At 69.8% G+C, this 20,694-nt stretch carries 20 protein-coding genes; 9 read left to right on the forward strand and 11 right to left on the reverse strand.

Translation table 11 applies throughout. The features are described 5' to 3' along the window. Positions 1-102 precede the first annotated feature (102 nt). Positions 103-879: a PaaX family transcriptional regulator C-terminal domain-containing protein gene (locus AB0B45_RS27410; protein WP_358135933.1), complete on the forward strand. Its 777-nt coding sequence runs from the start codon at positions 103-105 to the stop codon at positions 877-879. Then, positions 876-1,652 (forward strand): enoyl-CoA hydratase-related protein, encoded by a 777-nt coding sequence (locus AB0B45_RS27415; protein ID WP_358135936.1) that lies wholly within the window; start codon positions 876-878, stop codon positions 1,650-1,652. The genes AB0B45_RS27410 and AB0B45_RS27415 overlap by 4 nt, the downstream gene beginning before the upstream one ends. On the opposite strand, the gene AB0B45_RS27420 is transcribed toward AB0B45_RS27415, so the two are convergent. After that, a complete protein-coding gene (locus AB0B45_RS27420) occupies positions 1,649-2,914 on the reverse strand; it encodes an alpha-L-fucosidase (protein ID WP_358135939.1) in 1,266 nt (421 codons plus the stop codon). The two genes, AB0B45_RS27415 and AB0B45_RS27420, sit on opposite strands and share 4 nt — an antisense overlap. 345 nt (positions 2,915-3,259) lie before the next feature. Continuing rightward, positions 3,260-4,459: a hypothetical protein gene (locus tag AB0B45_RS27425; protein WP_358135942.1), complete on the reverse strand. Its 1,200-nt coding sequence runs from the start codon at positions 4,457-4,459 to the stop codon at positions 3,260-3,262. Positions 4,460-4,640: 181 nt separating this feature from the next. Between AB0B45_RS27425 and AB0B45_RS27430 the strand changes: the two genes are divergently transcribed. Next, complete coding sequence (locus AB0B45_RS27430; RefSeq protein WP_358135944.1) at positions 4,641-4,946, forward strand: hypothetical protein; 306 nt, start codon at positions 4,641-4,643, stop codon at positions 4,944-4,946. Between the two features lie 520 nt (positions 4,947-5,466). Then, on the forward strand, positions 5,467-6,180 hold the full coding sequence (locus AB0B45_RS27435) for a hypothetical protein (protein ID WP_358135946.1): 714 nt from the start codon (positions 5,467-5,469) through the stop codon (positions 6,178-6,180). 272 nt (positions 6,181-6,452) lie between these two features. Here AB0B45_RS27435 and AB0B45_RS27440 read toward each other — a convergent pair whose 3' ends face one another. Continuing rightward, a complete protein-coding gene (locus tag AB0B45_RS27440) occupies positions 6,453-7,010 on the reverse strand; it encodes a DNA-3-methyladenine glycosylase I (protein ID WP_358135948.1) in 558 nt (185 codons plus the stop codon). After that, positions 7,007-8,422 carry a hypothetical protein gene (locus AB0B45_RS27445; protein ID WP_358135951.1) on the reverse strand — a complete coding sequence of 472 codons (1,416 nt, stop codon included), beginning with the start codon at positions 8,420-8,422 and terminating at the stop codon, positions 7,007-7,009. The genes AB0B45_RS27440 and AB0B45_RS27445 overlap by 4 nt, the downstream gene beginning before the upstream one ends. Positions 8,423-8,450: 28 nt before the next feature. Here AB0B45_RS27445 and AB0B45_RS27450 point away from each other — a divergent pair, with 28 nt between their 5' ends. Further along, on the forward strand, positions 8,451-8,732 hold the full coding sequence (locus AB0B45_RS27450; RefSeq protein ID WP_358135954.1) for a hypothetical protein: 282 nt from the start codon (positions 8,451-8,453) through the stop codon (positions 8,730-8,732). A 318-nt stretch (positions 8,733-9,050) separates the two neighbouring features. Here the strand turns inward: AB0B45_RS27450 and AB0B45_RS27455 are convergent, their stop codons facing one another. From AB0B45_RS27455 to AB0B45_RS27470, 4 genes are all read right to left on the reverse strand, one after another. Continuing rightward, positions 9,051-9,638 carry a TIGR00730 family Rossman fold protein gene (locus AB0B45_RS27455; RefSeq protein WP_358135957.1) on the reverse strand — a complete coding sequence of 196 codons (588 nt, stop codon included), beginning with the start codon at positions 9,636-9,638 and terminating at the stop codon, positions 9,051-9,053. A gap of 11 nt (positions 9,639-9,649) precedes the next feature. Beyond that, positions 9,650-10,444: a TIGR00730 family Rossman fold protein gene (locus AB0B45_RS27460; RefSeq protein WP_358135960.1), complete on the reverse strand. Its 795-nt coding sequence runs from the start codon at positions 10,442-10,444 to the stop codon at positions 9,650-9,652. A gap of 160 nt (positions 10,445-10,604) precedes the next feature. Further along, positions 10,605-11,666 (reverse strand): succinyl-diaminopimelate desuccinylase, encoded by a 1,062-nt coding sequence (gene dapE / locus AB0B45_RS27465; protein WP_358135962.1) that lies wholly within the window; start codon positions 11,664-11,666, stop codon positions 10,605-10,607. Positions 11,667-11,722: 56 nt separating this feature from the next. After that, a complete protein-coding gene (locus tag AB0B45_RS27470; protein ID WP_358135965.1) occupies positions 11,723-12,556 on the reverse strand; it encodes a 2,3,4,5-tetrahydropyridine-2,6-dicarboxylate N-succinyltransferase in 834 nt (277 codons plus the stop codon). Positions 12,557-12,593: 37 nt separating this feature from the next. On the opposite strand from AB0B45_RS27470, the gene AB0B45_RS27475 reads away from it, so the two are divergent. Continuing rightward, positions 12,594-13,394, forward strand: coding sequence for a hypothetical protein (locus AB0B45_RS27475; RefSeq protein ID WP_358135968.1), 801 nt, complete (start codon positions 12,594-12,596; stop codon positions 13,392-13,394). Position 13,395: 1 nt separating this feature from the next. Here the strand turns inward: AB0B45_RS27475 and AB0B45_RS27480 are convergent, their stop codons facing one another. Genes AB0B45_RS27480 through fdxA form a run of 3 tightly spaced genes read right to left on the reverse strand, consistent with a single transcriptional unit; the run spans position 13,396 to position 15,437 of the window. After that, positions 13,396-14,025, reverse strand: coding sequence for a DUF4178 domain-containing protein (locus tag AB0B45_RS27480; protein ID WP_358135971.1), 630 nt, complete (start codon positions 14,023-14,025; stop codon positions 13,396-13,398). Between the two features lie 11 nt (positions 14,026-14,036). Then, entirely contained in the window at positions 14,037-15,107 is a 1,071-nt protein-coding gene (gene dapC / locus AB0B45_RS27485; protein ID WP_358135973.1) for a succinyldiaminopimelate transaminase, read from the reverse strand. A 3-nt stretch (positions 15,108-15,110) separates the two neighbouring features. Beyond that, entirely contained in the window at positions 15,111-15,437 is a 327-nt protein-coding gene (fdxA, locus tag AB0B45_RS27490; RefSeq protein ID WP_354905819.1) for a ferredoxin, read from the reverse strand. Positions 15,438-15,760: 323 nt separating this feature from the next. Between fdxA and AB0B45_RS27495 the strand changes: the two genes are divergently transcribed. From AB0B45_RS27495 to AB0B45_RS27505, 3 genes are all read left to right on the forward strand, one after another. After that, a complete protein-coding gene (locus AB0B45_RS27495) occupies positions 15,761-16,807 on the forward strand; it encodes an ABC transporter substrate-binding protein (protein WP_358135977.1) in 1,047 nt (348 codons plus the stop codon). Between the two features lie 106 nt (positions 16,808-16,913). After that, positions 16,914-17,669: a class I SAM-dependent methyltransferase gene (locus tag AB0B45_RS27500; RefSeq protein WP_358135980.1), complete on the forward strand. Its 756-nt coding sequence runs from the start codon at positions 16,914-16,916 to the stop codon at positions 17,667-17,669. Between the two features lie 225 nt (positions 17,670-17,894). Next, positions 17,895-20,693: a hypothetical protein gene (locus AB0B45_RS27505; RefSeq protein ID WP_358135981.1), complete on the forward strand. Its 2,799-nt coding sequence runs from the start codon at positions 17,895-17,897 to the stop codon at positions 20,691-20,693. Position 20,694: the final 1 nt, after the last annotated feature.

Below are 20,694 nucleotides of genomic sequence, written 5' to 3' on the forward strand. Positions count from 1 at the left end.
CTTCTGTGATGTCCTATTCTCCCGCATCGGAGTGCCAAATGGGTAACGATCTCCTCCCAGCATCCGTTGTCCAGGGTCGCGAAGCCGTCCAAACTGGTGCTCGTGAACGCACGCGCGGCGCTGTTCGATCTGTACGGAGACCACCTGCGTTCCCGCGGAGGGAAGGCGTCGGTCGCCGCTCTCGTCAGGCTGCTCGCACCCCTGGAAATCGCGGCTCCCGCCGTCAGGACGGCGGTTTCGCGCATGGTCAGGCAGGGCTGGCTCGACAGGGTCAGACTGCCTCAGGGACCTGGCTACGCCGTGACCGCCAAGGCCGTCAGACGCCTTGACGCGGCAGCGCTGAGAATTTACCGACCTGGAACGATCAGCTGGCAGGGGCGCTGGCACCTGGTGGTGCTGGAACAGGTCAGGGACCGGGCCAAAAGGGAACGACTCCGCGCCGACCTGGCCTTTCTCGGCTACGCGCCGCTGTCCGAGACGACCTGGGTCGGCCCTCGCCACTCCCCCGAACTTGATCCCCTGCTGGCCAACGAGGGCATCCGCGCCGACAGGTTCGACGCGGTGCTCGACGGCGACCCGCGCGAGCTGGTCGCCAGGGCGTGGGATCTGACCGCGATCGGGCGCGCCTACGAGGAGTGGCTGGCCGAGGCGCAGGAGCTGATCGCGGGGCTGAGTGATGGCGCGCCTGCCTCCCAGGTCTTCGCCACCAGGAGCAGACTGGTGCACGGCTGGCGCAACTTCCTGTTCCGCGACCCAGGGCTGCCCGCAGAGCTGCTGCCGCCCGGGTGGCAGGGCGAGAAGGCGCGGGCGTACTTCGAACAGGAGGCCGCCAGGCTGATGCCTGCCGCCGCCGCTTTCGTCGACAAGGAGCTGCTGTGATCCGTTACGACGTCGCCGACGCCGTCGCCACCGTCACACTCGACCGTCCCGACGCGATGAACTCGCTGACCGTGGCCCTCAAGACCGCCCTGCTCGACGCGCTGCGCGAGGCGGCGGCGTCGGACGCCGTGCGGGCCGTACTGATCACCGGAGCGGGCAGGGCCTTCTGCGCGGGGCAGGACCTGCGCGAGCACGCCGAGAACCTCGAGGCGGGCAGAGGGCTGGCCAACACGGTCCGCGAGCACTACAACCCGCTGGTCGAGCTGATCGTCGGCATGGACAAGCCAGTCGTCGCCGCGGTGAACGGCGTGGCGGCGGGCGCGGGCGCCTCGCTCGCCTACGCCTGCGACCTGCGCGTCGCCTCGGAGCGGGCGAAGTTCGCGATGGCCTTCACCGGCATCGGGCTCGCACCCGACTCGGGCGCCTCCTGGACGCTCCAGCGCCTCATCGGGGCCGGCCGCGCCGCCGAGCTGCTGCTGCTCGGCGAGCCGCTGGACGCCGCCCGCGCGCTGGAGCTCGGTCTGGTCTCGCGGGTGGTGCCGGAGGGCGAGCTGCTGAAGGCGACCCACGAGCTGGCCGTACGGCTGGCCGCCGGCCCGACGAAGGCGTTCGCGGCGACCAAGCGCGCGCTGGCGTTCGCGGCCACGCACTCGCTCGCCGAATCGCTGGAGCTGGAGGCCGACCTGCAGGACGCGCTCGCAGCGACCGCGGACCACAGGGACGCGACCAGGGCCTTCCTGGCCAAGCAGCGCCCGACGTTCACCGGCCGCTAGCTGTACTGACCGGCAGGGTCGTTTGACGCGGCGGGTCGGAGGAAGAGCTCGATCACGGGGATCGCCACCTCAGGCCTGGTCACGGGCAGTTGCAGGGTGAGGGTGTCCTCGGGCACGCCGCGCAGGTAGGTGTGGCCGGGCTCGTGCGGGTCGACGTGGAGCACGCGCACCTCCGAGGCGTCGTGCAGGAACTGGGCGTACTCGACCCTGCCCGCCAGGCCCTGGAGATGGACGTGCTTCATCGGCCAGTTGAGCAGGTGCAGGTAGAGCCGGTCGCCGCGCTGCGTGTAGCGGCAGTCCTGCGGCGGGGTGAACTCCGACGCGCCCGCGCCGTAGACGGCCCTGCCGTGCAGCCTCGTCCACCTGCCGATCTCGCGCAGCCGCTCGACCGCGCGCGGCTCGAACTCGCCGCGCGCGTTCGGCCCCACGTTCAGCAGCATGTTGCCGCCCTTGGAGACGGTGTCGACCAGCATGCTCAACAGCAGCTCAGGCGACTTCCAGTCCAGGTTGTCGCGGTCGTAGCCCCAGCTGCCGTTGAGCGTCTGGCACGCCTCCCACGGCACGTGCCCTGGCACCCCGCCCGGCGGCATGACCTGCTCGGGCGTGGTGAAGTCGCCGCTGCCCAGATCGAGCCTGTTGTTGATCATGATGCCGGGCTGGAGTTCGCGGACCATCGCCTCCAGCTCCGCGGACCGCCACTCGTCCTTGCCCTTGGCGCCCATGCCGCGCCCCGGGTAGCTGAAGTCGAACCACATCGTGTCGATCGGCCCGTAGCCGGTGAGCAGCTCGCGGACCTGCCCGTGCAGGTAGTCGGCGTACTTCCTGACGTCCCTGGTGCCGTCCTCGCCCAGGTCGCGCCGCGGGTGGTACAGGTCGATGGGGAACTCGGGGTGATGCCAGTCGATCAGCGAGTGGTAGAGCCCGATCCGCATCCCCCTGGCCCTGAAGGCGTCGAGCATCGGCCGCAGCAGGTCCTTGCCGTACGGCGTGGCCGTGGCCTTGTAGTCGGTGAGCGCGGAGTCCCACAGGCAGAACCCGTCGTGGTGCTTGGTCGTGATGACCAGGTACCGCATGCCGGCGTTCCACGCCTCGTCCACCCAGACCTCGGGGTCGTACAGGTCGGGGTCGAAGTGGTCGAAGTAGCGGCGGTAGTGCGCGTCGTCCAGCTTCTCGTAGGACTTCACCCACTCGTGGCGAGCCGCGGCGGCGTAGATGCCCCAGTGGACGAAGAGGCCGAACCGCGCGTCGGTGAACCAGCTCATCTGCTCTCCAAGCGGGAAGGGGTACGGCCCGGCCGTACCCCTTCGGGGTGCGTTGCTTACGGGTGGACCGATACTCCGGCGAGCCCGATCCTGCCAGTGCCCGTGCGTTGGACGCGCACATAGCGGGCATCGGCCGCGATCTCCACCAGCGAGGGGCGAAGCGCCTTGCCCTGCAGGCTCACCCGCGGCGGCCGCCACCTGGAGCGCGGCCTCGGGCAGCAGTTCGAGGGAGGTGAAGTTGTCCGTCATCTGCGAGCCGCGCCCCGACAGGGCGGGGGCGGTGGTGTCCGTCCAGTTGCCCGTGGCGAGGTTCTCGATGCCGTATCCGGCCCAGTTGGAGACCCACTAGCGGCCCGCGTGGTCGACGGGCCCGGTGGCGCCGGTCAGCGTGAGGCCCGCCTGCATGCCCGCGTAGCCCTCGTCGGTGTCCTGCTGTGGGTAGGCGGCGTGCTCGAAGCCCAGACCCGAGATCCTCACCCTGCTCGCGCCCTCGATCCGCAGCAGCGTCTCCCGGGCGGGCGTGATCACCTCGCTGAGGTCCTCGCCCTGCCTGGGCAGATAGGTGACGGTACGGCCGCCGCGGTCGTAGACGAACTCGCCGGGCCGGTCGAGCAGCTCGATGGCGTTCTCGAAATGGGAGACCTTGGTGTAGCGGCTGGAGTCGACGGTGGTGCTGTCCCAGGCGGGCCCCGTGCGGTTCGTGCCGCCGGCGGAGTTGGTCCAGCACGGCTGGACGAAGGTGAGCAGATCACCGTCGACCCTGTCGATCCGGCGGTGGTAGTTGCGCCAGCGGATCCTGATCACGGCCTCGGCGTTCGCGGGCTCCCTCCAGGCGGCGACGCCGCTCCTGACGGCCCCGGTCATGCCGGTCCTGGTGGCGTCGCAGACGCTGGCAGGGCAGGCGTCGCCGCGGGCGCGGACCGCCCTGACCCCGTCGACGAACAGTTGCCGGGGAATCACGCCCTCGGGAACCTTCGCCACCCAGAAACCGCCCTCCTGCCGCCAACCGGTGATCGGCACACCACCCGACAGCACGGGCTCGGCGCCGGGGGCGGCAGTCCAGGTGACGGTGTGGCCGCGGGGACCCGAGTCACGGCCGTCGAGGACGAGCGGCTCGGCCATGCGGTAGACGCCGCCGGTCAGGCGCACCTCGATGTCGCGGTCCATGCCGCCCGCGATGGCCGCGCGGACCTTGTCCCTCGCGGTCTCCAGGGAGCACGGGTTGGCGTCGTTGCAGGCAGAGTGCGCCCTTGGCGAAGACCTCCTCGCGCACTCCCGGAGGAGACGTCGTAGTGGCGGACGTCGTAGCCGCTGTTTCTTCACGGCGTGGGCGATGAAGTCCTCGGTGGAGGCGTTGCCGTCCTCGTTGCGCTGGACCCAGCGGCGCATGACGCGGTCGAAGTCGCGCTCACCGATCTCCTTCTGGAGGGCGTAGAGGACCAGCGCGCCGCCGTCGTAGATGTTGTAGCCGCCGAGGCCCTTGGGCCTGCCGGGCGGGCCGTCCTTGGCGCGGACGTCGTCGAGCCTGCCGTAGACCGTCCGCATCTTGTCGGCGAGCTTCTCTCCACGGCGGACATCCCCACCCCGTGACCAGCACCTCCGCCTCGGCGAGCGCCCCCACTGCGGTGCCGGCCGTCAGGTCAGCACGTCGTCGTAGAGATCGGTCACCTCGGCGAGCCGGTCGCGCCTGGCTCTTCGGCGAGAAGAACCCCACGCTGGAGATCCTGTGAGACGCCTGCTCGCTCTGACCGCTCTGCTCTCGCTCTGCCTGACCGGCGTAGCCGGAGCGGAGACCGCAACGGAAACCGAGGCGGCGCCAGGCCCCAAGGTCTACTACGCCGCCCCCGACGCCACGAGCCACGCGCTGGAGAACCAGACCCTCTCCCTGTTCGGCACCGGCTGGTTCACCAGGCCGACGTACTCCAACACGATGGTCCACGAGCTGGTCCACCAGTGGTTCGGCGACTCGGTCACCCCCTCCGGGACGACGTGGCGCAACGGCAGTCCGTGGGGGCCGGTGCCGTACAGGTAGGAGCCCTTGACCACGGCCAGGCCGAGCAGCTCGGGCGGCATCGGCTCGCGCTCCTCGAACCGCCAGTCTTCTGGCCCCGCCTGCACCGGCTGGTCCGCGCCGAGCGGCCCGCGTCGGAGTGGACGGAGACGGACAAGAGGTGGGGGTACCTGGCGCTCTATACGTCTCGGACGGCCGGACGGGACCTGAGCGGGTTCTGGACGCGTTGGGGAGCGCCGGACGGCGGAGTACTTGGCCCAGGTGGCGGCCCTGAACCTGCCCGCACCCGACGTCGACCCGAGCACCCTGGCCGAGTAGGAGCCGACCGCCGATGCACCCCTCCCCCTCCTCTCCTCAATTCCTTGCTGCCGCCACGACGGCCACCCCCAGCCGGCGGGGGTTCCTCGGGCTCGCCGGCGGCCTGACCGCGTTCTTCCTCCCCCAAGGCCTATCGTCCACAGCCCCAGGCACCAGCCCCACGCTTTCCACAGAACCGCGCTCGGCATCCACCACCCCCACCCTGATCAGCCAGACTTCCGGCGTGACCGAGTTCGCCACCCTCCGCGCCAAGGCCACCGCGATGCTCACCGGCGCACCCTTCGACCCCGCCGACCCCGCCTTCGCGGCCCCTCTCGCCAGGCTCGACGCCTCGGCCACCACGCTCCGCGACACCATCGACCTCTCGCCAAGCCGCACCTCCCTCTGGCCCGACCTCCCCCTCAACGGCGCGTCAGGCGACATCTCCAGCAGCCACCAGCGCCTCCGCACCCTCGCCACCGCCTGGGCCACCCCGGGCTCGAAGCTCCACGACGACACCAGGCTCGCGACAGACCTCCTCAGCGCCCTCGACTTCCTCTACGCCCGCGCCTACAACGAGACCAAGAAGGAAGTGGGCAACTGGTGGCACTGCGAGATCGGCGCCCCCAGAGCCCTGATCGACACCTGCCTCCTGATGTACGACGTCATCGCCCCTGAGCAGCGTGCGGCATGGATCCGTGGGATCGACCGCTTCTGTCCCAACCCCGACGCTGACCCGCCGTACGGACGGACTCACCTCAGCGATCATCGGCCTGTACGGCTGGCAACACGCCAGCGTGTCCCGCGACGTGGAGTCGAACGCCTTCGGACCACACTCGGCGGTGCCCTGCTTGCACGCGGACAGGCCTGGCATCCACGTCTCGCTCGTCGTGCTGTCGGGAGACGCCGTCCACCCGTCCGCCCTCCGCGACGCGATCGCGGTCAGCGTGTCACCTGACGCGGTCACGATCGCGTTCCCCGACGGCGACCACCAGACCCATCAGCTGACCACCCTCGCGACCCCCGCCCAGCCCGGACCACCCCTTCATCCAGGACAACCCGCGTAGCCAGACGACCCGCGTAGCCGCGACTACCTGCCCCTCAGCCCGGACAACCCGCGCGGCCCGGACGACCCGCGTAGCCGCGACCACATCTTCAGCCTCCGGTCGGCGGTGAGGGGCGAATGCTCGCGAGCAAGCGTCCGGCACAGGACCAGACGAATCGAGCCGATCAGCGTGCGGAGTTGCGAACGACGCAGTCGGCGATGTGGTCGTTCACCAGCCCGATGGCCTGCATGAGCGCATAGGCGGTGGTCGGTCCCACGAAGCGGAAGCCGTACCCCTTCAGCTCCTTGGCGAGCGCCTTCGACCCCGGCGTGATGGCCGGCACGTCAGCCATCGACTTGGGCACCGGAGAGTCAGGATCAGCGTGCCGCCAGACCGCTGCGGACAGCCCTTCGGGCACCTCGAGAGCGGCCCGAGCGTTGGCGATGGTGGCTTGGATCTTGGCCCGGTTGCGGATGATGCCCTCGTCGGCGAGAAGCCGGTCGACGTCCTCGTCGGTGTAGGCCGCGACCTTCGGGATGGAGAAGCCGTCGAACGCCTTGCGGAAGTTCTCCCGCTTGCGCAGGATCGTCAGCCACGACAGCCCGGACTGGAACGCCTCCAAGCTCACCCGCTCGAACACCCGGTCGTCCCCCTGAACAGGGCGACCCCACTCGTCGTCGTGGTAGGCGATGTAGAGCGGGGTGGTCATGCCGGTCCACTCGCAACGGATGGCCTCGCTCACGAACGCCCTTCCCTGTCCTGGCCGATCGAGGCAGGCAGCCCGCCTGCGGCACCGTGGTTCCCAGGCGTCCGGTCCTGCTCGGAATCGGCGGCTCCACCCTGACGGGGGCGGCTTCCCGCAGGAGACCCGATGTGGCCCCAGGAGCGGCCGATCTCATCAGGTTCGACGTCACCCCAAGAGCGGCGGATCCGCCCGGATTCGGCTTCATCCCGAGAGCCGTCGATCTCCTCGGATTCGGCCTTTCTATCCCGAACCTGGTCGACCTCTTCGGCGGTGGAGTCTGCGTGCCCGAGTTCGTTCTCTTCGGGGGTGGTTTCGTCCCAGCTCCGGCCCATCCCATCCGGGGCGACGGCTCCGCCCCAAGACTGGTCGATCGACCCGGGAGCGGCGGTTTCATCCTGAGGCTCGTCGAACCCCTCGGAAGTGGACTTCTCGACCCGGAGCTGGTTGGCCTCGGCGGCGTCCGTGGTGGGCTGGTGACCCACGCGAGCAGAGCCCGATGCCGCGGCGTTCGGGTCGGCTCCAGTGGTGTGCCGGTTGGGTCCGGCTCCAGTGCCATGCGGGGCGGCGGCTGCCGCGGCGTTCAGATCCCGTTCGGCTGCTGTGCCGTTCGGCTCGGCCGGCGCGATGATCGAGTGCGGCTCGGCTTCTGTGGGGCTCGGGTCGGCCGCCGCGGCCATCCGCTCCGGCTTGGCGTTCGGGTCGGGAGCCGTGACGAGCCGGTCCTGCCTGGCACCTGCGGCGGACGCTGCGGCGATCGGGTCGGTGGAGGGGAGTCGGCTGTGTGAGACGTCCGAGGCGAGCCCATCGGAACGGGCAGCCGAGGCGTCGGCCTCGTGGTGGGCGAGCGGAAACGCGTCGTCGCCCTCCTCGTAGTCATCGAAACGGATGACCGAGATGCCATCCTCAGAGGCGTTCTCGTCGTCCTCGCGGGCGGCCAGCGGAGATGCGCTCCGGCCACCCTGGTGCGCGGTGGCGGGAGACGCGTTCTCGTGCTCGGTGAACGGGGAGCCGTCTTCGCCGTCCTCGGGGAGCGCGATGGTCGGCGCCTCGGGCCGGTGGTCGGTGCGGGGTGCGGCGCCTGGGCCTGCGTACGCCTCCTGACGCGCCTGCAGCCGACTGGCCAGCAGTTCCGACACGCGCTGCTCCAGCACGGCGATCCGGGTGTCGCGGGCGCTGATCGCGTTCGCGGCTCGGCGCAGGGTCTCGTCGACGCTCTGCGTGTGATAGCCGACCAGGTTCACCGGCAGTTGCAGGGCCATGAAATCGACCGCCGTGAGCTGCCCGGCCTCGGGGAGGTCGAGCGGCGGAACGTCAGGCGGGAACGCGGTCAGCTCACCGCCCCTGCCAAGGGAGACCACCACGACGCAGGCGAGGATCGCCAGCGCGGCGATGGCGAGTACGACCAGCACATTGGAATCGTACTCGTACGATCGTGACATGAGGCCTGTAGTACTGACGCCAGGCGCGCCTGAACAACCCGACTGGACGCTCGCCCGCACCCCTGACGAGGTTCGGGAGCTCGTGCGGAGCGGGGGTACGGCGCTGGTCAGGCTGCCCGGGCAGCTCGACGCCGCCCTCGCCGCCGCGGCCGTGTTTCGGTGGGCGGGCGCGGGCGTGTTCGTGACCGAACATGCTGATCAGGTACGGCTCGCGCTGGACATGACCGACTCCCTCGCCGGCACCCGCGCCCCCGCCGTCACCCGTCGCGGCCTGGCCTGATCCTCCTGTCTCACCGACTGCCCGACGAACGTCCTCCAGCCGGGCGTGTCGGTCCCCGGGATCGCGTCAACGCGTGGGCGGGCCGACTCGATCCGGCGGCTGTCGTCCGGAAGACCCGCTCGATCCCGGGCGTGTCGTCACACGCCGGCCCCGCCGCCGAGCGGGCAGGCAGGCGCTCAACCCGGAGATGTCGGCGTGAGGAAGAGCCGACACGAGCGGGAGTGTCGTCACAAACCGACCTCACCTGGCGGGCGCGGGGATGTCGGCGCGCCGAAGGGACGCTCGCCAGACGGGCGCTCCACCAGGAGAGGGTGCTGGTCAGGAGCCTGTTGACTCGCCGAGTTCTTCGACGCTCGGCTCCATCGGCTGGGCCGGCGACTCCAGGAGGGTGAGCGCCTCCTGGACCGATTTCGCCCACGAGATGGCGTCGAAGACGTTCGCCCGTGTGAACCCCTCGTCGTACATGTGCTCCACCAGCGACCGCAGCGGCTCGTACAGCCCCCAGGGGTCGAGGATCACCAGCGGCTTGGTGTGGACGCCGAGCACCCGCGCCGTCCAGATCTCGAACAGCTCCTCCAGCGTCCCGATGCCCCCGGGGAGCACCAGGAACGCGTCGGAGCGGGCGTCCATGACGCCCTTGCGTTCGCGCATGTCCGCGGTGATGATCAGTTCGTCCGACTCGTTGTCGGCGACCTCGATGTCGACCAGCACCTGGGGAATGACGCCGACGGTGCGCCCGCCGGCGGCTCGGGCGGCGCTGGTCACCGCGCCCATGCAGGAGACCGTGGCGCCGCCGCTCACCAGGGTGTGGCCCCGGAGGGCGAGTTCGGTGCCCACCTCGGTGGCGAGGTCCACGTACTTGGGGTCGATCTTCTGACTGGATGCACAGAAAACGCAGATGTTCACGAAATACCAGTCTATTGAGGCTCGGCCGTCTGGCTCGCGACCGCCTCCAGCTCCTCCTTCCTCTGGTTGTTACGGTTGCGCTCCGACTCGACGATGATGTTCACCGCCTCCTCGACGTCGTCGGTCACATGGATCAGGTGGAGGTCGTGCTCCGAGATCTTCCCGGTGGCCACCAGCGTCCCCTTGATCCAGTCGATGAGCCCGCCCCAGTACTCCGTGCCCATGAGCACCACGGGGAACGAGGTGACCTTGTGCGTCTGCACCAGCGTGAGCGCCTCGAAGAGCTCGTCCAGCGTGCCGAACCCGCCCGGCAGCGTGATGAACCCGCACGAGTACTTCACGAACATCGTCTTGCGCACGAAGAAGTAGCGGAACTCGATGCCGAGGTCGACGTAGTCGTTCATGCTCTGCTCGAAGGGGAGTTCGATGCCGAGCCCGACGGAGACGCCGTCCGCGGCCGATGCGCCCTTGTTGGCCGCCTCCATGGCTCCGGGCCCGCCGCCGGTGATGACGGCGTATCCGGCCTTGGCCAGCTTGTACCCCAGCTGGACGCCCGTCTGGTATTCCGGGGAGTCGACGGGGGTGCGCGCCGAACCGAACACGGTGACCGCGGTGGGAAGCTCGGCCAGCTGGCCGAAACCCTCGACGAACTCGGCCTGGATGCGCAGCACCCGCCACGGATCCATGTGGACCCAGTCCGCAGGACCCTGGCGGTCGAGAAGGCGCTGGTCATGGGTGGAGTCGGGAACCAGCTGGCCGCGGACGACCGCAGAGCCCTGACGACGTTCGGGACGTGTCCGTTTCATGCGGATCACGCTAGCGTGCCCGACTAAAAAATCTTGAAAAAAGGAGGGAACCAGATTTCGAAGGTCCTGCGTCTAACTGCCGAGGGTGCTGCTCGGGACTGAAAGTGGCTTTCCCCGCCAAATGGCCGGCGAGGAAAGCCACTTTCACGTTGTGGGGGTCCTACGCTCCCGCCGAGAGCCAGTTCAACATCCCGGTCTCGCTCTCCGCGATCTTGGTTAGCGACACGTATTCGCCCTGCTGATGGGCGAGGTTCGGGTCCCCTGGACCGTAGTTGACGGCGGGGATTCCCAGCTCGGAGAAACGCGCGACGTCGGTCCAGCCCAGCTTGGCCCGTGGCGTACCGCCGACGGCGGCGACGAACGCGGCGGCCACCGGATGCGTCAGCCCTGGGCGGGCGGCGGAGGCGCCGTCGGTGAAGGCCACCTCGAACCCGTCGAACACCTCGCGCACGTGCTCCTCCGCCCGCGCCAGCGTCAGGTCGGGAGCGAAGCGGTAGTTGACGGTGACCACGGCCTGGTCGGGGATGACGTTGCCGGCCACACCGCCGCGGATCGCCACCGCGTTGAGGCCCTCGTGGTACTCCAGGCCGTCGACCACGGGCCGCCTGGCCTCGTAGGCGTTGAGCGTGGCCAGGATCGGCTCGAGGGCGTGGATGGCGTTGACGCCGAGCCACGACCTGGCACTGTGGGCGCGCTTGCCCCGTGTGGCGATGTCCACGCGGAGTGTGCCCTGGCAGCCGCCCTCGATCACCCCGTCGGTCGGCTCCATGAGCACGGCGAAGTCGGCGGCCAGCCAGTCGGCGTGGTCGCGGCCGACCCTGGTCAGCCCGTTGCGCTCGGCCTCGACCTCCTCGCAGTCGTAGAAGACGTAGGTGACGTCGCGGTTCGGGGCGGGAAGGAGGGCGGCGAGCTTGAGGGCGACGGCGACGCCCGCCTTCATGTCGGAGGTGCCGCAGCCGTGGAGGAGGTCGCCCTCGACCCGGCTGGGAAGGTTGCCCGCGAGGGGGACCGTGTCCAGGTGGCCGGCGATGAGCACGCGCTCGGGGCGGCCGAGGTTCGTGCGGGCGACGACGGTCTCGCCGGACCTGTCGACGGTCAGGTGCGGAAGCCTTGCGAGCGCCTCTTCGACCGCGTCGGCGAGCACCTTCTCGTTGCCGCTGACCGATTCGATGTCCACGACGGCGGCGGTCAGCGCGCCTACGTCCTGCGTCAAGTCCAGCATGGGAACCAACCCTAACCCTGGGGGTACGGCAGGCCGCGCCACCAGCCTGGGACGGGTCAGGCGTTGACGCCGTGTTCTCTGAGCACGTCGTTCAGCGCCGCCTTGTCGTGCCGCTGGCCCGGCTCCAGCCGCTTCAGCACCAACACGCACGGCAGCCCGAACGTCCCCCCGGCGAACTCCTTCGGCCTCGTGCCGCTCACCGCCACGCACCAGTCGGGGATCCGCCCGCGCCCGAGCTCCTCCCCTGTCTCCACGTCGATCACCGGCATGGAGGCGGACAGGATCGTCCCCGCCCCTACCACCGCCCCGCGCCCCACCCGTGCGCCCTCGACCAGCATCGCCCTGCTGCCGATCAGCGCGTCGTCCTCCACGACGACGGGCACCGCGTTCGGCGGCTCGAGGACGCCGCCGATGCCCACCCCGCCGGACAGGTGAACGTTCTCACCGATCTGCGCGCACGACCCGACGGTGACCCAGGTGTCCACCATGGTGCCGCTGCCGACGAACGCGCCGATGTTGGTGAAAGAGGGCATGAGCACCACGCCGGGCGCCAGGTAGGAACCCCATCGGGCGATCGCGCCCGGCACCACCCTGACCCCGTCGAACGTGGTCTTCAACGGCAGCCGGTCGTGGTGCTGGAAATCGCCCACCTGTGACCTGGCCATGCCGAGCACCTTGAAGCTGAGCAGGATGGCCCGCTTCGCCCGCTCGTCGACCACCACCTCGCCGTCGGAGGAGACGGTGGCCACGCGCGCCTTGCCGGTGTCGAGCTGGTCGATCGCGCCGACCACGACGCCCCTGGCGGCCGTGTCGGAAGGTGAAAGCTCCGCGCGGTTGGCCCACAGCTCGTCGATGGCCGCCGGCAACGGGCTCGAATGCCTCTTGCTCATGGCCCCGGAGTTTATCTGTCCGGGTAGGTTTTTCAGGGTGCGGCGTAGCTTCTCCCGAGCGGTCCTGACTATCGGGATCATCGTTGTCGCGCTCGCGGTGGCCATCGCCGTGGGCGTCTACGTCCTGCTCAGGAAGGCCGACCCGCTCGTGCAGGACGTCGAGGCCTGCGTGGTGAAGACGCAGCAGGGCGAGCTGGAGCTCGACATCGAGCAGGCGCGCGTCGCGGCCACGATCGCGGCGGTGGCCGAGCGGAGGCGGCTGCCGGAGCAGGCCGTCGTGATCGCGTACGCCACGGCGATCCAGGAGTCGAAGCTCTACAACGTCGCGTACGGCGACCGCGACTCGGTGGGGGTCTTCCAGCAGCGGCCCTCGCAGGGCTGGGGCAAGAAGAAGCAGCTCATGGACCCGGTCTATGCGACCAACCGCTTCTTCGCCGCGCTGGTGAAGGTGAAGGGGTACCGGAAGCTTCCGGTCGCGGAGGCGGCGCAGGCCGTACAGCGATCCGCGGCGGGCTACGCCTACGCCCCGCACGAGGGCAACGCGCGGATCCTGTCGGCGGCGTTCACAGGCAGGGCGCCGCGGGCCGTCCACTGCACCTACCCCAGGAAGGCGACGCCCGCTCCCTCCCGTCCAGGGGACGCGCGGCGGGAGCTGACCAGGGCGCTCGGCGCCGTCAGCGTGCCGAGCGCCAGGCGCGGGTGGCTGATCGCCGCGTGGTCGGTCGCCCACGCCCAGCAGTACGGCCTGCGCAGCGTCGGCTACGACGGGCTCACCTGGTCGTCGGACGGCTGGAAGAACGGCGGCAAGGCGGGCGACCGCGACGTCGAGCTGACCTGACTCAGGCGGCGCGGCTCACGATGGTGATCGAGCCGGGCGGCAGCGGCTGGGCGTAGCTGGCGGTCCATCCCTCGCCCTGCACCCGCTCGAACGACAGCAATCGCCCGTCGGCGGCCCGGTAGTCGGCGAAGTCGAGCAGCCCGCGCTCCGGCCGCCCCGTCTCGCCCTCCGACCTGAAGGCCGCGGTGCCTCTGTCGATGGGGTGGAACTCCACGCCTTCCATGATCAGCATGGTCTTGGCAGGGATCATGCCCTGCGTGGGCACGATGGTCCAGAGCAGGACCTCCAGGTGGGGCGGGTCGGTGGAGACGAGGCCGTGCCGTACCTGGACGGAGAGCCACACCGGTCGGCGGGAGCCGTCATCGAGCAGGTACTCGGTCCACTGCTGCCCCTGGCATGACACGTGGACGGCGCCGCGCACCTTGGCGCCCGTGCCGTGGGTCTCGATCCTGTCCCCCACCTTGATCGTGCGGGGGTCGTCGTAGTCGGAGCCGATCGCACCCTGGGTGCTCGAGGGAAGGGGCGACACCGAGCCCGCGGCTGGGCGGCCTTTGCGCATGGTGGCGAGCAAGGCGCCCAGCAGAAGGACGATCGTGACGACGCTCAGTCCGATTACGACCATGGAGGTCATGCCGCGGGATCCTACTGGAGGCGACGCACCGCCGCACTGATGCGTTCGTCGGTGGCCGTCATGGCGATCCGAATGTGGCTGCCGCCTGCGGTTCCGTAGAAATCGCCGGGGGCGACCAAAATTCCGGTTTCGGAAAGGCGGCGTACCTGATCCCAGCAGTCGCCGCCGTCCGAGGCCCACAGGTAGAGGCCGGCGGTGGAGTGGTCGACGCGCCAGCCCGCCTTCTCCAGCGCGGGACGCAGCTGCTGCCGCCTGGCGGCGTAGCGCTCACGCTGTTCGTCGGCGTGGGCGTCGTCGCCGAGCGCGACCGTCATCGCCGCCTGAACGGGCTCCGGCATGATCATGCCTGCGTGTTTGCGGATCTCCAGGAGCCTGGCGACCAGGGTGGGGTCGCCTGCGACGAACCCGGCGCGGTATCCGGCCAGGTTGGAGCGCTTGGACAGCGAGTGAACGGCGAGCAGCCCCTCGTGGGAGCCGCCACACACGTCGGGATGCAGGATCGAGATCGGCTCGGCTTCCCAGCCGAGCTCGATGTAGCACTCGTCGGAGGCGACGATCGCGCCGCGCTCGCGCGCCCAAGAGACCACCTTGCGCAGGTGCTCGGCGGGCAGCACCTTGCCCGTGGGGTTGGACGGCGAGTTGACCCAGACCAGGTCGACGTCGGCCGGGCCGAGGGAGAGCAGCCCGTCGGCGGCGATCGGCTCGGCTCCGGCGATCCTGGCCCCCACGTCGTAGGTGGGGTAGGCCAGCTCGGGGATGACGACCCGCTTGGCGCCGAGCAGCGTCGGCAGCCACGCCACGAACTCCTTCGACCCGATGAGCGGCAGCACGGCCCGCTCCTCGATGGTGACACCGTGCCTGCGGCGCAACCAGCCCGCCGCCGCGGCACGCAGCTCCCGCGTGCCGTACGTCAGCGGATAGCCGGGACTGTCAGCGGCCCCGGCCAGCGCTTCCTGCACGATCTGCGGCACGGGATCGACCGGCGTGCCGACCGACAGGTCGACGATGCCGTCGGGGTGCGCCTGAGCGCGCTCCTTGTACGGCGCCAGCCGGTCCCAGGGAAAGTCCGGCAGGTTGTGCACCGGTCAGTGCTCCTCGGCCTGCGGCGGCAGGGCGGCGACGACGGGGTGGTCCTTGTCGATCTTGCCGACCTTCGAGGCGCCACCGGGCGAGCCCAGGTCCTCGAAGAAGTCCACGTTGGCCTTGTAGAAGTCCTTCCACTGCTCGGGAAGGTCGTCTTCGTAGAAAATCGCCTCTACGGGGCACACGGGCTCACATGCGCCGCAGTCCACGCACTCGTCAGGGTGGATGTAAAGCATGCGCTCGCCCTCGTAGATGCAATCGACGGGGCACTCCTCGATGCACGCCTTGTCAAGGACGTCCACGCAAGGCTGCGCGATGACGTACGTCACGTCGAGCTCCTTCTTAGACCGCGGTTTGCTACGCCCTAGTATTGCCGGGTCAGCCAAGTGTCGGGAACGGAGGGTGGCAAACTTGTGGCCGCTCGCCTCGTCATCGCCGTGACAAGCTCGGACATTGGGGCCAGGGTCACCACTCGGAGAAGGGTGCCAGGCGGGTTCAGCGACGCGGTAGGCGTTCTCGAATCGTGGGACGGCGGCGTCCTCAGGGTCCGCAAGCGCGACGGCACCCTCGTGGAAATCCAGGAGGAGCATTTGGTGGCCGCCAAGGTCGTGCCTCCTCGACCTGAACGGATGTAACAGCAAGTATCTATTCCGTGACTGTACGTACCTGTGCCGCCATAGCCGCCGTTCTCATCAGCGCCGGATGTGGTGCTGCGACCACGGAAGAGAAGCCGCTCCCGCCGGTCAACGTGAAGGCCGCCTCCATGGAGGCCGGGTTCACGACCGTGGAGCGACTGGCTGAGGCCGCCAAGACGGAGGGCGAGCTCAACGTCATCGCCCTGCCCCGCGACTGGGTCAACTATGGCGAGATCATCGACACCTTCGCCGACAAATACGACATCAAGGTCAATCAGCTCGAACCCACCGCCAGCAGCCAGCGCGCCATCGAGGCCGCGGGACTGCTCAAGCCTGACGTCTTCGACCTCAGCCTCGAGGTCGCGGTCGCCAACGCCGCGCGCTTCGCGCCGTACAAGGTCTCCGGCTGGCAGGACCTGGCCGACCACGTGAAGGACAGGGACGGCGCCTGGTACGCCGGTTACGGCGGCTACATGTCGCTCGGCTACGACTCGCGCAAGGTCCCCGTCCCGGCCTCCTTCGCCGACCTGCTCAAGCCCGGCTACACCGTGGCGCTCGCCGGCGACCCGCGGCAGAGCGCCGCCGCCTTCAACGGCGTCATGGCCGCCTCGATGGTGAACGGCGTGCCGCAGGTGCAGCGCGGCGTCGACCTGTTCACCAAGCTCAAGAAGGCGGGCCAGCTCATCCAGCAGAACACCGCCAACGTCTTCGTCGACTGGGACTACCTCAACGCCGGCCGCGCCGCCCAGCACGGCGAGGGCTGGAAGGTCACGATCCCGAAGGACGCGCCGCTCGGCGCCTACTACGTGCAGGCGATCAACAAGGACGCCCCGCACCCGGCGGCGGCCAGGCTGTGGCAGGAATTCCTCTTCTCCGACGAGGGCCAGAACCTGTTCCTCAAGGGGTACGCCCGTCCGGCGCGTGGCGAGGCGATGCTCATGAAGGGCACGCTCAACGCCGAGACCGCCGCCCAGCTGCCCGCGCCTCCTGGGCCGCCCGTGCTGCTCACGATCCCGCAGACCGACGCCGCGAAGACCTACATCAACAAGACCTGGGCCGGGTGAGACAAGTGTGCCCGGTGTGACTGATATGTCGTAGAGACATTCAGCCCCTAAAGTTGTTGTCCCACTACGGGGGAGCTGATCGGTCTTGCGATACGACACACCGAGCATGACACGGTTGACCGCTCGCGCCTATGACAGCAGCTTCGGCTATGTCTCGCCGCAAGGAGCGCCACTGGTCGACCTGCTCGATCCGCAGCCTGGCGAGCGCGTGCTCGACCTGGGCTGCGGCACGGGCGTGCTGACCGCCGAGATCGCCGCCAGGGGGGCGAGCGTGCTCGGCATCGACGGCTCGCCCGCGATGATCGAAAAGGCTCTGGCCCAGTACCCGGGCATCGACTTCATCGTGGGCGACGGCCACGACTTCACCGTCGTACAGGCCTACGACGCCGTCTTCTCCAACGCGGCCCTCCACTGGATGAGCCGCGACCCGCGCACCGTCGTCGCCAACGTGCGCGAGGCGCTGCGGCCAGGCGGCCGCTTCGTGGCCGAGATGGGCGGCGCAGGCAACTGCGCGGAACTGACCGCCGCCGTCTCCACCGCATGGCGTGAGTACGGCCTGCGCGAACCCGAGTTGCCCTGGTACTTCCCCACGCCCGCCGAGCACTCCAGGCTCCTGGAGAAGGAGGGCTTCGTCGTCAGGCTGCTCGAGTACTTCGACCGGCCCACCCCGCTCGACGAGTGCCCGGCGGGAGCAGCCGACTGGGTCCGGATGTTCGCCGGCACGCTCCTCGAAGGGCTGCCTGCCGATATGGTCGAGCCGCTGCTCAGGCGGGTCAACGAACTGGCCGCTCCCGCGCTCCGCAGGGAGAGCGGGTGGATGGCCGACTACGTGCGGCTGCGCTTCGCCGCCGTCAGGCGCTGATACGTACTCCATGATGCACAGGGCTGTTTTGCGCGGCTATGGTCTGTTCCGTGGCGGCAAGAGTATGGCTGCGTCGCGTCAGCGGCGTGAGGGGCTGGTGAACGGAACAGGATGAACTTCTGCCTGAGCGACCTCGTACCACCCTTGCGGTGGAGCGACGCGGCCGCGATCACACTGCTCCACGGGCAACCACACCTGCCTGAAGCGTGGTGGCGGAGCCTGCCCATGCCACGGGTGCTGGCCATCATCGGACCCGAGTCACTCGGCGAGCTGCTGACAGAGATCGCGCTCGACCAGTGGCCCGCCGCGGCCATCGGGGACGTGCTGCCCGCGCTGCACGTCCTGGACCCCGACGAGGCCGACGAGCCGCACGTGGCGATCGCCGTCGACAGGGCGGGATCCTGGGCGGGGCTGCTGGCGCTGACCAGCCGCGAGCTGATGGACCAGCCCTTCGTGAAGGCGCGGCCGGTGCTCAACTCGCTGTTCGCCGCTGTCTTCGTACGGCTGACGCCGAGCGAGTCGGTCGCGCCGCGCCCGCAGTCCGAGGAGTCGCTCGCGCCGCGCCCGCAGTCCGCGGAAACGCCGACCGCCTCCCGGACCGCCCCGCAGCCGACCGCTCCGGATCGCCCCGTCCCGGACTCGGCGGCCTCGGAGTCGCCCGTCACGGATCGCGCCGACTCGGATCGCGCCGCCTCTGAGCCGGTTGCCTCGGAGTCGATCGCGTCGGGAGCGATCGCTTCAGAGTCGGCCTGGCCTCACAGCGTCGCTTCGGCCCAGGAGGCGGCCGATTCGGTGCCGATCGCGCCGGAGCTGGACGCATCGGCCGACGTGGAAGCCGTCGCACCGCTCGCTGACGAGTCGGTCGCGCCGATCGCCTCGGCCCCTTCTGCCGGTTCTGATGTGCTGGACGCATCGGACCCGGACGAGCCAGTCGCACCGATCGCCTCGGGTGCCGCCGGTTCTGATGTGCTGGACGCTTCAGACGCGGACGAGCCGGACGCACCGATCGCCTCGGGTGCCGCCGGTTCAGACGTGCTGGACGCTTCGGACCCGGACGAGCCGGTGGCTGCGGAGGCGGACCGGCCGATCGTGCCGGGTGATGCCGAACCGGTCGTCCAGTCGTTCGCCGAACCGGTCGTGTCGCCTGAGGTGGCACCGGGCAGGTCGTGGGCGGACGAGCCGGTCGTCGAGTCCCACGCCGAGGCTCCTCCCCTTCCGTCGCGCAAGCCTCGCGCGACCAAGCAGTCCTACGGGACCCCGTTCGATGCCTTCGGGACCGGGACTTCGGCGGCCGCGCAGGATGCCGTCTCCCCCGATGCCGAGCGCCAGGCCGACCCGGCCGCCGTGCGATGGGACCCTTTCCAGGCTCCCGCGGTCGCTCAGCCCGTCGAAGGCAGCCAGGATTCCGCATCCGAGGGGGAGTCCGCCGAAAGTGAGGCCGTCCGTGCCGTGGAGCAGGATGTCCTGAGTGAAGGCGGCCGTCCCGGCGAGGAGATCCTCCAGGATCGCGAGGCCTCGAGGCACGAAGACGTTCACGCCGAGGACGACGCCGTCCGGGATGAGGACGACGCTCGTTCCGTCCTCCAGGACGTCGGCTCTGGCTCGCAGGATGCTCGTTCCGTCCTCCAGGACGCCGGCTCCGACTTCCAGGATGCTCGTTCCGACCTTCAGTCGGTGGGGCCGGTGGGGCCGGTCGGTGCACCGCCGTTCGCGGAGGTCGGCGCCGTACCGGGTGGTGAGTCGCCCGCGGCACCGGGGGGAGCGGTCGATCTGCATGCGCTGATCGAGTCCTCCTTCGCGGGGCTGGACGACAAGACGTGGGCTGTCGCGCAGAACCGGGTGTTCACCGACACTCCTTCGGCCGTCGAGCAGCTGGCCAAGCTGTTCGCCGTCGCCAAGGAGGAGATCGTCGCCGTCGAGGCCGAGCTGCGTCAGCGCCTGCTGCGGTGGCTGGCCGTCGAGGAGACCGCGGCGTACCGGGCGCACCTGGACGATCTGCGCGCCAGGCTCGGTGTGGACCCGCCGAAGGAGCTGCTGATCGGGGCGGCCGACTGGCACAGCAGGGAGATCCGCGCCCTCGACGTGCCCGCCTGGCAGTTCGTGCAGGCGACGTTGGCCGCGCCCGGGCACGTGCCCGATGTGCCGGGCTCGGCGCCCTTCCCTGAGCCCAACCTCCGTGGGCCGGTCTCAGAGCCGCCCGCGCCGTCCACGCCGCCAGCGCCACCAGCGCCGTTCGCGCAGGATCCCCCCAAGGAGCCCGTCCCGCGGGATCCGTTCGCGAGCGAGCCGTTCCCCAAGGACCCGTTCACCAGCGAGCCCTTCCCCAAGGACCCGTTCGCGAGCGACCCGTTCCCCAACGACCCGTTCCCCAGGGAGGCTCCGCAGGCGGCCGCGCAGGAGCCGCGGTTCCAGACGCCGCCGGGGCTCGAGCCGCAGGGCGCCGCCGTTCAGGCGCCGGCCCGGTTCGAGGAGCCGGCCGCGCCGTCCGACGGCAACGGCAAGCCGTACCAGGGCTTCAAGGACGTCTCGCTCACCAAGCGCTGCTTCCGTCAGCCCGACGGACGCTGGTGGCTGCGGATCGACATGACCGCCGAGCAGCTGAGCACCGGCGAGTGCGCGCTGCCCAGTGGGTTCGCCGCCTATCTCGGGCTGACTCCCGGCGCGAGCTGGACGGTCAGGAGCGCGGCAGGCGAGCTGTGGATGAGCTGGCACGGCAGGCCGTCCATCAGCCAGATGGGCAGGCTGCTCGCGGATGTGGGCGCGAGGGAGGGCGGGCACCTGTTCATCACGCTCTCCAAGGAGGGCGTGCTGCGGGCCAAGCATCTGCCGGTCGCCACGCCCGGCGCGAGTAAGATCTCCAAGGCGCTGCGCCTGGCCGACTACACGGGCCTGAGCAGCGCCATCGAGCACGCCGCCAGAATCATCGCCATAAGGATTGGCATGTCGGGCAACGTCAGTCTGGACGACCTGAAGACCAGGCTCCGCGAACGCGGAGACCGTGACCTGCTCGACCTGCTGGACTGAG

Origin of the sequence: Nonomuraea sp. NPDC049152, assembly GCF_040648355.1 — a bacterium.
Classification (GTDB): domain Bacteria; phylum Actinomycetota; class Actinomycetes; order Streptosporangiales; family Streptosporangiaceae; genus Nonomuraea.

Bases quoted from the DNA above. Each gene is read 5' to 3' on its own strand.
- AB0B45_RS27480 (WP_358135971.1), bottom strand. From the start codon at position 14,025: ATGACCTCCATGGTCGTAATCGGACTGAGCGTCGTCACGATCGTCCTT.
- AB0B45_RS27460 (WP_358135960.1), bottom strand. From the start codon at position 10,444: ATGAAACGGACACGTCCCGAACGTCGTCAGGGCTCTGCGGTCGTCCGC.
- AB0B45_RS27470 (WP_358135965.1), bottom strand. From the start codon at position 12,556: ATGAGCAAGAGGCATTCGAGCCCGTTGCCGGCGGCCATCGACGAGCTG.
- AB0B45_RS27450 (WP_358135954.1), top strand. From the start codon at position 8,451: ATGAGGCCTGTAGTACTGACGCCAGGCGCGCCTGAACAACCCGACTGG.
- AB0B45_RS27425 (WP_358135942.1), bottom strand. From the start codon at position 4,459: ATGCGGACGGTCTACGGCAGGCTCGACGACGTCCGCGCCAAGGACGGC.
- AB0B45_RS27420 (WP_358135939.1), bottom strand. From the start codon at position 2,914: ATGAGCTGGTTCACCGACGCGCGGTTCGGCCTCTTCGTCCACTGGGGC.
- AB0B45_RS27500 (WP_358135980.1), top strand. From the start codon at position 16,914: ATGACACGGTTGACCGCTCGCGCCTATGACAGCAGCTTCGGCTATGTC.
- dapE (WP_358135962.1), bottom strand. From the start codon at position 11,666: ATGCTGGACTTGACGCAGGACGTAGGCGCGCTGACCGCCGCCGTCGTG.
- AB0B45_RS27505 (WP_358135981.1), top strand. From the start codon at position 17,895: ATGCCACGGGTGCTGGCCATCATCGGACCCGAGTCACTCGGCGAGCTG.